The 10,270-nt window shown below is 74.1% G+C and carries 10 protein-coding genes; 6 read left to right on the top strand and 4 right to left on the bottom strand.

Annotated elements, in window-relative coordinates; translation table 11 throughout:
* Nucleotides 1–139: 139 nt before the first annotated feature.
* On the bottom strand, nucleotides 140–1,630 hold the full coding sequence (gene xylB, locus OO47_RS27605; RefSeq protein ID WP_030220305.1) for a xylulokinase: 1,491 nt from the start codon (nucleotides 1,628–1,630) through the stop codon (nucleotides 140–142).
* Nucleotides 1,631–1,870: 240 nt separating this feature from the next.
* Between xylB and xylA the strand changes: the two genes are divergently transcribed.
* From xylA to OO47_RS27630, 5 genes are all read left to right on the top strand, one after another.
* Complete coding sequence (gene xylA, locus OO47_RS27610; RefSeq protein ID WP_030220307.1) at nucleotides 1,871–3,043, top strand: xylose isomerase; 1,173 nt, start codon at nucleotides 1,871–1,873, stop codon at nucleotides 3,041–3,043.
* Between the two features lie 108 nt (nucleotides 3,044–3,151).
* A complete protein-coding gene (locus OO47_RS27615) occupies nucleotides 3,152–3,877 on the top strand; it encodes a (Fe-S)-binding protein (RefSeq protein ID WP_030220311.1) in 726 nt (241 codons plus the stop codon).
* Nucleotides 3,874–5,325, top strand: a complete 1,452-nt coding sequence (locus tag OO47_RS27620) for a LutB/LldF family L-lactate oxidation iron-sulfur protein (protein ID WP_051716283.1) — start codon at nucleotides 3,874–3,876, stop codon at nucleotides 5,323–5,325. Before OO47_RS27615 ends, OO47_RS27620 begins: the two co-directional genes overlap by 4 nt.
* On the top strand, nucleotides 5,322–5,957 hold the full coding sequence (locus OO47_RS27625) for a LutC/YkgG family protein (RefSeq protein WP_030220316.1): 636 nt from the start codon (nucleotides 5,322–5,324) through the stop codon (nucleotides 5,955–5,957). The genes OO47_RS27620 and OO47_RS27625 overlap by 4 nt, the downstream gene beginning before the upstream one ends.
* 134 nt (nucleotides 5,958–6,091) lie before the next feature.
* Complete coding sequence (locus OO47_RS27630; protein WP_030220319.1) at nucleotides 6,092–6,349, top strand: hypothetical protein; 258 nt, start codon at nucleotides 6,092–6,094, stop codon at nucleotides 6,347–6,349.
* A gap of 148 nt (nucleotides 6,350–6,497) precedes the next feature.
* Here OO47_RS27630 and OO47_RS27635 read toward each other — a convergent pair whose 3' ends face one another.
* From OO47_RS27635 to OO47_RS27645, 3 genes are all read right to left on the bottom strand, one after another.
* The gene (locus OO47_RS27635; protein WP_030220322.1) at nucleotides 6,498–8,459 is read right to left on the bottom strand and encodes an acyl-CoA dehydrogenase family protein; all 1,962 of its coding nucleotides are present in this window, start codon (nucleotides 8,457–8,459) and stop codon (nucleotides 6,498–6,500) included.
* 68 nt (nucleotides 8,460–8,527) lie between these two features.
* Nucleotides 8,528–8,890, bottom strand: a complete 363-nt coding sequence (locus OO47_RS27640; protein ID WP_030220324.1) for a DUF1801 domain-containing protein — start codon at nucleotides 8,888–8,890, stop codon at nucleotides 8,528–8,530.
* Between the two features lie 91 nt (nucleotides 8,891–8,981).
* Nucleotides 8,982–9,473 (bottom strand): DedA family protein, encoded by a 492-nt coding sequence (locus OO47_RS27645; protein ID WP_030220325.1) that lies wholly within the window; start codon nucleotides 9,471–9,473, stop codon nucleotides 8,982–8,984.
* A 380-nt stretch (nucleotides 9,474–9,853) separates the two neighbouring features.
* Here OO47_RS27645 and OO47_RS27650 point away from each other — a divergent pair.
* On the top strand, nucleotides 9,854–10,270 hold a 417-nt coding region (locus tag OO47_RS27650; RefSeq protein WP_033210511.1), incomplete at its 3' end, for an MBL fold metallo-hydrolase.

Consider the following 10,270-nt stretch of genomic DNA (forward strand, 5'->3'; position numbering starts at 1 on the left):
CGATGAAGTGGATCATGCCCGTTCCGCTTCCTCACCCGCGCCCCCACCCGTCCCCGTATCCGCTTCCGTACCCGTCCCCGTCCCCGTCCCCGTCCCCGTATCCACTTCCGCTTCCGTACCCGCATCCGCTCCCGCCCCGTCAGCTCAGCAGGGTCGGCGCCGTGGCCGACAGGACCCCGGCGATCCGGTTCCAGGTCTCCTCGTCGCGGGGCAGCGGGGGCAGGCACTCCCCGGCGCCGGCGCCCCACGCGGCGGCCAGGGCGACGGGGTCGGAGCCGGTGACGGCGCCCGCGGCGAGGGCGGCCGCGCCGAGGGCGACGAGTTCGCCCGCGGCGGGGACGACCAGGGGGCGGCCGGAGAGCCTGCGGACGGTGTCGGTCCAGAACCGGCCGCGCGCACCGCCTCCGATCAGACGCAGCGGCCGGTCCCGTACGTCCGGTGCGGCCGGGTCGAGGCCGCAGGCGGCGAGGAGTTCGTCCAGAGCGCGGAGGACGGTGAAGACGGCGCCCTCGTAGGCGGCGCCGAGGACCTCCCGGGGGTCCGTGCCGTGCCGGAGGCCGGTGACGAGTCCGGCGGCGTGCGGGAGGTCGGGGGTGCGCTCGCCGTCGAGGTACGGCAGTACGACGACCCCGCCCCCGCCGCCGGGTGCGGCGTCCTCTCGGTCCAGGCCGAGGAGCGAGGCGAACCGGTCGACGGCGAGGGTGCAGTTGAGCGTGCAGCCGAGCGGGAGGTACGTGCCGCCGCCGTCGGTGGCGGCGAAGCCCGCGAGCCCGGGGGCGGCCGGACGGGCGCGGGTCGCGGCGAAGACCGTGCCGGAGGTGCCGAGGCTGACGACCGGGTGGTCGAGCAGTCCCGCGCCGCCGAGACCGAGCCCGACGGCGGCGGCCATGTTGTCGCCGGTCCCGGCGGCGACGGCGACCGTGCGGGGCAGGCCGAGGGCCTCGGCGGCGGCCGGGGCGAGGGTGTCCACGCGGGTGGCGCCGGTGGGGGCGAGGGCGGGCAGCAGGGCCGGGTCGAGGCCGACGAGGTCGAGGACCTCGCGGTCGTAGGCACCGGTGGCGGTCCCGTACCAGCAGGTTCCGGAGGCGTCGCCGGGGTCGGTCACGGCGGTGCCCGAGAGGCGTTCGGTGAGGTGGTCGTGCGGCAGGCGGACACCGGTGGCGGCGGCGGCCCGCTCGGGCTCGTGCTCGCGCAGCCACTGCCACTTGGCGGCGGTCATGGAGGCCACGGGGACGGAGCCGGTCCTGTCCGTCCAGGCCTCCGGGCCGCCGAGGCGGGCGGCGAGGGCGGCGGCCTGGGGCGCGGAGCGGGTGTCGTTCCAGAGCAGCGCGGGCCGCAGCGGGCGCCCGCCGGGGCCGAGGGCGACCAGGCCGTGCTGCTGGCCCGCGACCGCGATGCCGGTGACGGACCCGGCGGGGACGCCCGCGTCCCGTACGGCCGAGCGGACGGCGGCGACGAGCGCGGTCCACCACTCCTCCGGATCGCTCTCGCGCGCCCCGGCGGTCCCGGTGACGGTGTGCGGGGCGCGGCCGACGGCGAGGAGTTCGCCGGTGTCGGCGTCGACGGCGGCGGCCTTGGTGGACTGCGTGGAGCTGTCCACGCCGATCACGACGGAGCGGCTCGCGGGCACGCCCTCACCTCGTCTCGGGTTCGGTCCTGACAGTCCTGTCGGTTCTATCGGTTCTATCGACCCGGTCGACCCTGTCGGCTCTGCTGGTTCTACCGGTTCTGCCGGTTCTGCCGATCCTGTTCGTTCCGGGGCGGGTCTGGCGCGGTGGCGTCCCGTCCCGTATTAGTTATCTCAGAAAACAAATCCGGTGGCCAGTACCCGGCCGCCGGACGGTCCCCCGGCGTACGAAAGAGGGTCCCCATGCCGGAGCGCTTCTCCCCCGCCCCCGCCGACCGCTTCACCTTCGGTCTCTGGACCGTCGGCTGGCAGGGCCGCGACCCCTTCGGCGAGGCCACACGGCCCGCCCTCGATCCCGTGGAGGCCGTCGAGCGGCTCGCCGGGCTCGGTGCGTACGGCGTCACCTTCCACGACGACGACCTGGTCCCCTTCGGCGCGCCGGAGGCCGAGCGCGACGCGATCGTGAAGCGCTTCCGGGCCGCCCTGGACCGCACGGGGCTCGCGGTGCCGATGGCCACCACGAACCTCTTCTCCCACCCCGTCTTCAAGGACGGCGCGTTCACCGCCAACGACCGGGACGTGCGCCGCTTCGCCCTGCGCAAGACCCTCCGCAACATCGACCTCGCCGTCGAGCTCGGCGCCGGCGTCTACGTGGCGTGGGGCGGCCGGGAGGGCGCCGAGTCCGGCGCGGCGAAGGACGTGCGGGTCGCGCTCGACCGCATGAAGGAGGCGTTCGACCTGCTCGGCCAGTACGTCACCGAACAGGGCTACGACCTGCGCTTCGCGATCGAGCCCAAGCCGAACGAGCCGCGCGGCGACATCCTGCTGCCCACGATCGGGCACGCCCTCGCCTTCATCGAGCGCCTGGAGCGCCCGGACCTGGTAGGGGTGAACCCGGAGACCGGGCACGAGCAGATGGCGGGGCTCAACTTCCCGCACGGCATCGCGCAGGCGCTGTGGGCGGGCAAGCTGTTCCACATCGACCTCAACGGCCAGTCGGGCATCAAGTACGACCAGGACTTCCGGTTCGGGGCGGGCGACCTGCGCCAGGCGTTCTGGCTGGTGGACCTGTTGGAGACGGCCGGGTACGAGGGTCCGCGCCACTTCGACTTCAAGCCGGTGCGCACGGACGGCTTCGACGGGGTCTGGGAGTCGGCGAAGAACTGCATGCGCAACTACCTGATCCTGAAGGAGCGTTCGGCCGCCTTCCGCGCCGACCCGGAGGTCGTGGCGGCGCTCGGCGCCTCCCGGCTGCCCGAGCTCGCCGTCCCCACGGCCGCCGACGGCCTCGCCGGACTGCTGGCGGACCCCACGGCGTACGAGACGTTCGACGCGGACGCGACGGCGGCGCGCTCGATGGCCTTCGAGCGCCTGGACCAGCTGGCCCTGGAGCACCTGCTGGGGGTGCGCCGGTAGACGCGCGCGGTGCCGGCCGGGCGCCCGGCCGCGTCCCCTGCCGGACCGCGGATGCCAGACTACGGACCGCGTCCGACCCCGCGCCGAGCCGTCCCCGAGGAATCCGCCATGCGTGTCGCCCTCTTCGTCACCTGCGTCAACGACGCCGTCTTCCCCTCGACGGGCGTGGCCACGGTCCGGCTGCTCGAACGGCTCGGCGTGGAGGTCGACTTCCCGGCCGCGCAGACCTGCTGCGGGCAGCCGCAGTTCAACACCGGCTACCGCGAGGAGGCCGTTCCCCTCGTGCGGCGCACGGTGCGGGCCTTCGAGGGGTACGACCACGTCGTCGTCCCGTCCGGTTCGTGCGCGGCCATGGTCCGGCACCACTACGGCTCGTTCGGCGCGGAGGTGCCGGGGGCGGCGGGCCTGGCGCCGCGCGTGCACGAGTTGACGGAGTTCCTGGTGGACGTGCTCGGCGTGACGGACGTGGGCGCGTGCTTCCCGCACCGGGTGACGTACCACCCCTCCTGCCACGGCCTGCGCCTGCTCGGGCTCGGGGAGCGGCCCCGGCGGCTCCTGGAGTCGGTGAAGGGCCTGGAACTGGTGGAGCTGCCGGGTGCGGAGGAGTGCTGCGGCTTCGGCGGCACCTTCGCGGTGAAGAACCCCGACGTGTCGGCGGCCATGGGCGCCGACAAGATCGGGAACGCCCTGGCCACCGGCGCGGAGGTGCTGTGCGGCGCGGACAACTCGTGCCTGCTGCACCTGGGCGGCATGCTGAGCAGGCAGGGGGCGCCGCTGCGCGCGCTGCACCTGGCGGAGATCCTGGCGAGCACGGAGGAGGAGCCCTGGCGATGAGCGGCGACGAGAGGACGACCCCGCCGGGTCCCGGCCCGGCCTTCGTCGGGATGCCGGCCTTCCCGGAGGCGGCGCGGAAGGCGGTCGGTGACGCGACCCTGCGGGCCAATCTCCGACACGCCACGCACACGATCCGGGACAAGCGGGCGCGGGCGGTGGCCGAGCTGGACGACTGGGCCGCCCTGCGCGAGGCGGGGAAGCGGATCAAGGACGAGACCCTCCGACACCTGGACACGTATCTGCTCCGGTTGGAGGAGGCGGTGACGGCGGCGGGCGGGACCGTGCACTGGGCGGCGGACGCCGCAGAGGCGAACCGGATCGTCACGGAGTTGGTGAAGGCGACCGGCGAGAGCGAGGTCGTCAAGGTCAAGTCGATGGCCACGCAGGAGATCGGGCTCAACGAGCACCTGGAGGCCGAGGGGATCGCCGCGTACGAGACGGATCTGGCGGAGCTGATCGTGCAGCTCGGCCGGGACAGGCCCTCGCACATCCTGGTCCCGGCCATCCACCGCAACCGGGGCGAGATCCGCGACATCTTCCGTGAGGAGATGGGGAGTTGGGGGCGTCCGGCACCGGAGGGCCTTGCCGACTCCCCGGCCGAGCTGGCGGAGGCGGCCCGGCTGCACCTGCGGGAGAAGTTCCTGCGCGCCAAGGTCGGGATCTCGGGGGCGAACTTCATGGTCGCCGAGACCGGCACCCTGGTCGTCGTGGAGTCCGAGGGCAACGGCCGCATGTGCCTGACCCTGCCCGAGACCCTGATCTCGGTCGTCGGCATCGAGAAGGTGGTGCCGACCTGGCGGGACCTGGAGGTCTTCCTCCAGACCCTCCCCCGCTCCTCGACGGCCGAGCGCATGAACCCGTACACGTCGATGTGGACCGGCACCACGGACGACGACGGCCCCCGGTCCTTCCATCTCGTCCTCCTCGACAACGGGCGCACCACCGCCCTCGCCGACGAGGTCGGCCGCCAGGCCCTGCGCTGCATCCGCTGCTCGGCCTGCCTCAACGTCTGCCCGGTGTACGAGCGGGCCGGCGGGCACGCGTACGGCTCGGTCTACCCCGGGCCCATCGGCGCGATCCTCATCCCCCAGCTCCGGGGCACGGCGAGCGGGGTCGACGCCTCCCTGCCGTACGCCTCCTCGCTCTGCGGGGCCTGCTACGAGGTGTGCCCGGTCGCCATCGACATCCCCGAGGTCCTGGTCCACCTGCGGGGGAAGGTCGCCGGGCAGGGCGGCCACCGTCCGGAGAGGGCCGCGGTCAAGGCCTCCGCCTGGGTGCTGGACCACCCCGGCGTGCTGGCCGCCGGGGAGCGCCTCGCCTCCCGCACCCGCGCGCTGCACCCCCGGCGGGCGCCCGGGCCGGGCATCCGCCGGTGGACCGAGAGCCGCGACCTGCCGGAGATGCCCGCCGAACCGTTCCGCGACTGGTGGAGGAAGAACCGCACATGACCGACTCACGCGCGCGCGTCCTCGCCCGGATCCGCGCCGCCGTCGCGGACGCGCCCGAGCCGCCCGCCGCCGCCCGCGACTACCGGACGAGCCACACCGCCGAGGACCCGGCGGCCCTCCTCGACCTGCTCCACGAGAACCTCGCCGACTACCGGGCCCACGTCCACCGCACCGCCCCGGACGGCCTGGCGGGGCTGATCGCCCGGCTCCTGGCCGAGCGCGGCGCCCGCACCGTCGTCGTCCCGCCCGGCCTGCCCGCCGACTGGCTCGCCGCCGCGGAGGCCGTGCGGCGGACCGACGAACCGAGGCTGACCCCGTACGAGCTGGACGGCGTCGACGCCGTGGTGACGGGGTGCGCGGTGGCGGTCGCCGAGACCGGCACGCTCGTCCTCGACGGCGGTCCGGGGCAGGGCCGCCGCGCCCTCACCCTCGTCCCCGACCTGCACCTGTGCGTGGTCCGGGCCCCGGAGCAGGTCGTCGCCTCGGTTCCCCTGGCGCTCCCCCGGCTCGACCCGGCGCGCCCGCTGACCTGGATCTCGGGCCCGTCCGCGACGAGCGACATCGAACTCGACCGCGTCGAGGGCGTCCACGGGCCCCGGACCCTGGAGGTGGTCCTGGTGACGGGCCGCTGACGGGCCCCGGTCGGCCCGTACTTCTTCTCGCTTTTCCAAGTGACCGTGTCGGCAAGGAACTTCGGGGTAGCCGGGTGGTGGGCCGGTCCACCTCCGGATCAGCTCTCAGGGTGATCGTCCCGAAGGAGTGGAACATGACGACGCAGTATGAAAACCGCACCACCGGTCAGCGGACCGCCGGGTCGACCGGCAACGTGCTGAGCATCATCGCGATCGTGCTGGGCGTGGTCTCGATCGTCTTCTTCCCGATCGTGTTCGGCGTGATCGGCCTGGTGCTCGCCGTCATCGCCAAGTTCGTCCGGCACGAGCGGCTCTCCGGCGTCGCCCTCGTGGTCAGCGCCGCGGGCCTGGTCCTGGGCATGATCCTCGGTGCCGTGGTCGTGAGCGCGTGACCCGGTGACCCGAAGGTCCGAGGGCCTGAGGATTCCGCATACGGAACCGTCCCGGCCGGCGGCCGTGCCCCCCGCACGAGTGGGGAGTACGACCACCGGCCGGGACGGTTCCGTGTGCGTGCGCCCTGGCGCGGCCGGACGCGCCGGGTCAGCCCACCAGGTCCGGCGCGCGCAGCATCTCGGGCGGGACGCGCCAGGCGTCGACCAGGTCGGCCGCGAGGGGACGGACCTTGCGGCAGAGGTCGTTCACCTCGCGGGTGATCGCCTTGGAGCGCTGGACGGTCAGCCGGCCGTGCTCCATGAACCAGGCCCGGTCCGCCTCGATCGTCGAGAGGGCGAACAGGTCGCACAGCAGCCCGAGCGCGTCCTTGTTGCCGCCCTCGGGCAGCGCCCGCACCTTCTCCACGAAGGCTTCGAGGACGAGGCGCTCGACGTGCGCGTGGGCGAGCGCGATGACGTGGTCCTGCACCTGCGAGAAGACGGCGCCGGGGTCCTGCTTCCGGTCGATGCCGTGCTTGAGCCGGCGGGCCACGCCCGCGAGCATGTGCTCCTCGCGGTAGCGGAGCATGGCCAGCTGGTACTCGGGGTCGAGGAGCCCGGCCTCGCGGTCCCACTCGTCGCCGCCGGGCAGCAGGTCCCGGACCCGTTCGAGCAGCTTGTGGGCCGAGGTGCGCTCCATGACGGTCTCGACGGCGAGGCCGGCGACGTAGCGGACCACGCCGAGCTGGTCGAGGTCCTCGAACTCGCTCGCGTGGTCGGTGAGCAGGCCCTTGGCCACGAGCTGGAGCAGGACGTGGTTGTCGCCCTCGAAGGTGGTGAAGACGTCGCTGTCGGCCTTGAGGGCGGCGAACCGGTTGACGGCGAGGTAGCCGGCGCCGCCGCACGCCTCACGGCACTCCTGGACGGCCCGGGTGGCGTGCCAGGTGCCGAGCGCCTTGGTCCCGGCGGCCCGTGACTCCAGGCGGCGGCGTGCCCGCGGGTCGTCCTCGGTGCCGGAGAAGACCTCGTGGAGCTGTGCGCGGACGACGTCCTGCGCGAAGTGGAGCGCGTACGTGCGGGCGAGGAGCGGCAGCAGCCGGCGCTGGTGGAGCCCATAGTCGAGGAGCAGCCGCTCCTCGGTGCCCGGGGCCGCCGCGAACTGCCTGCGCCGCACGGCGTACTTCACGGCGATCGCCAGGGCGACCTTGGCGACGCCGACCCCGGCGCCGCCGACGCTGACCCGGCCCTGCACCAGGGTGCCGAGCATGGTGAAGAAGCGCCGGTCGGGGTTGTCGATCGGGCTGGTGTAGACGCCTTCGGGGGTGACGTCGGCGAACCGGTTGAGCAGCGCCTCGCGCGGCACCCGCACGCCGTCGAAGCGGATGCGGCCGTTGTCGACGCCGTTGAGGCCCATCTTGCGCCCGTCGTCCTCGATCCGGACGCCGGGCGCGGTCTCGCCGCCGACCCGGACGGGTACGACGAAGGCGTGCACGCCCCGGGAGGTGCCGCCCACCTCCAGCTGGGCGAAGACGACGGCCAGTTCGGCGTGGCGGGCCGCGTTGCCGATGTAGTCCTTGCGGGCCGCGTCGTCGGGGGTGGTGAGGACGAACTCCCGGGTCGCGGCGTCGTACCGGGCGACGGTGCCGAGCGCCTGGACGTTGGAGCCGTGGCCGGTCTCGGTCATCGCGAAGCAGCCCATCAGCCGCCCGGCGATCAGGTCGGGCAGGTGGGCGTCGTGGTGGCGCTCGGTGCCCAGGTGCAGGATCGCGCCGCCGAAGAGGCCGAACTGCACGCCGGTCTTCACCAGGACCGACAGGTCGCCGAAGGCCAGCGTCTCGAACGCGGCGATCGAGGCCCCGACGTCACCGCCCCCGCCGTACCCGGCCGGGAAGCCCATGCCGGTCTGCCCGGTCGCGGCCATCGCGACCACGATCTCGCGCACCCGTTCGCGGAACGCGTCGACGCCGAGTTCGTCGGCCTCGTCCAGGACGGAGGAGTGGGTCACCAGGTTGGTCCGGACGAGGTCGCGGATCCCGGCGTACTCGCCGTCGAGCACCTCGGCGAGGGCCCGGACGTCGATCTCGGGCTGTACGTAGCCGCTCTCGGGGGCGGATGCGTTGTCGGTGGCCATGCACTGTCGCTACCCCGCCCCGGGACGATCAAGCGGGGGCGGCCGGGTGGCGGCCGCCGGCACCGCTGTCAGCGGGTCTTGCCGGGCCGGGCCGCGGTGGCCTTGAGCAGGTCCCGCAACAGGGCGTGGTCGATGCTCTCCGGCCTGCGGAACCGCAGGCAGCCCTCGCCCGTGTCCTGGCCGGCCGGCCGCTCCTCGAAGGCGGTGCGGCCGTCGTCGCGCATGAGGGAGGAGATGTACTGCTCCTGGGAGGCGAACGCGATCGCGCAGACTCCGTCCCGCTCGTACGCGGGCGTCCCGTACGCCACGACCCCGTCGAAGCCCGTCAGCTCTTCGCGGCAGAGCCACCGCCCCTCGGCCGGCGCGGCCCTGCGCTCCTCGGGGACCCCGGTCATGTGGCCGTCGACGTCGTCGGCCCCGCTCCGCACCATTCCCCGAGGCCATGCCGCGCCCGGGACCCGCGGCAACCTCCCGGACCACCGGCCCCGGCGAGGTCCCGTCCCGCCCCGGCCCGGTCCGGGCTCAGGACTCCTCGGCCACGGCGTCGGGAGCGGGCCGGGCGGACCGGGCGGTCCTGCGCCGGCGGTACAGCACCGCGCCGCAGACCGCGAGGAGGAGGGCGGCGACCGCGGCGACGCCGAACGCCGTCCGCTCGGCGAACAGCCTCGCCAGTACTTCGAGGACCCCGATCCCGGCGGTCGCGTAGATCAGCGCCCAGGCCGCTCCCCCCACGAACAGCGCGGGGAGGTAGCGCGGCAGGGGCATGCGCATGCTGCCCGCGAGGAAGTTGGCGGCGGTCTGGAAGCCGACGGTCAGGAAGGAGACGGCCACCACCGGGGCGCCCCACCGCTGGATGGCCCGTTCCGCGCGCAGGAACTTGGCCGAGGAGATCCGTCCGGAGAACTTGCTGCGCCGGGCACCGGCACCGGCCAGCCATCCGACGGCGAACGTTCCTCCGGCGCGCAGGAGGACGATGACGTACAGGGCGCCGGCCGTGAGCGCGACCTTATCCACGGCGCCCCGCCCGGGGCGCCGGGCGGGCGTTCTCCGCCGTCCGCTTCGAGGGGGCCGCACCGGCGGACCCACGACGGGCACACGCCCGGTCTCCGTCTCTCACCTGAGATCCGCCTATGCCCGTTCCGTCCGCTGCGCTTCCACCATGGTGACCCGGGGCCCGGGCCTGGAGCCGAGCCGGGCTCGCCCGGCAAAGGCAAGCCTAACCGAACTCCCGTACAGCGGGTACGGGGCCCGGACGCCGGGGCGCCGGGCGCGCGGAGGGGTGGGGGCCGCGCGCACGGGGCCGGGCCCGGCCCCGTGCGGAAGACGCGGAGGGAGGAGCCCGGCATGATCGGCGGGACACCCCCTTCCCGCACGCACCCGAAGGAGCTCCGGTCTTGGCCGCCACGGAATACACGGAAGAGAAGTACGACGGGGTCTCCGTGCTCGTCGGAGCCGAGGGGGGCGCCTACCCGTACGCCAACTCCGTCCTCGTACACGGAACTTCCGAAACACTGCTCATAGACCCGTCGCTGTCGCTCGTCGGAGCGGCGCCGCCCGCGGACGCGGTCCTGATCAGTCACGCCCACGAGGACCACGTCGCGGGCCTCGGCGGCTACGACGTGCCCGTCCACGTCCACGACGCCGACCTCGCCCCGCTGCGCGACCGATTCCATGTGCGGGACCGACCCGACGCAGCGGGGTTCACCGACGGAACGGTGTTCGACCTCGGCGGCCGCACCGTGACCGTCGTCCACCTCCCCGGTCACACCCCGGGCCACAGCGGCTACCTTGTCGAACCGGACGGCTTCCTG

The sequence above is a fragment of the Streptomyces bikiniensis genome (assembly GCF_000716625.1).
Lineage (GTDB): Bacteria > Actinomycetota > Actinomycetes > Streptomycetales > Streptomycetaceae > Streptomyces > Streptomyces bikiniensis.

What these genes read in the sequence shown, in the direction of transcription:
- xylA (WP_030220307.1), top strand. Translation starts at nt 1,871, where the DNA reads ATGCCGGAGCGCTTCTCCCCCGCCCCCGCCGACCGCTTCACCTTCGGT.
- OO47_RS27615 (WP_030220311.1), top strand. Translation starts at nt 3,152, where the DNA reads ATGCGTGTCGCCCTCTTCGTCACCTGCGTCAACGACGCCGTCTTCCCC.
- OO47_RS27620 (WP_051716283.1), top strand. Translation starts at nt 3,874, where the DNA reads ATGAGCGGCGACGAGAGGACGACCCCGCCGGGTCCCGGCCCGGCCTTC.
- OO47_RS27625 (WP_030220316.1), top strand. Translation starts at nt 5,322, where the DNA reads ATGACCGACTCACGCGCGCGCGTCCTCGCCCGGATCCGCGCCGCCGTC.
- OO47_RS27630 (WP_030220319.1), top strand. Translation starts at nt 6,092, where the DNA reads ATGACGACGCAGTATGAAAACCGCACCACCGGTCAGCGGACCGCCGGG.
- OO47_RS27635 (WP_030220322.1), bottom strand. Translation starts at nt 8,459, where the DNA reads ATGGCCACCGACAACGCATCCGCCCCCGAGAGCGGCTACGTACAGCCC.
- OO47_RS27640 (WP_030220324.1), bottom strand. Translation starts at nt 8,890, where the DNA reads ATGGTGCGGAGCGGGGCCGACGACGTCGACGGCCACATGACCGGGGTC.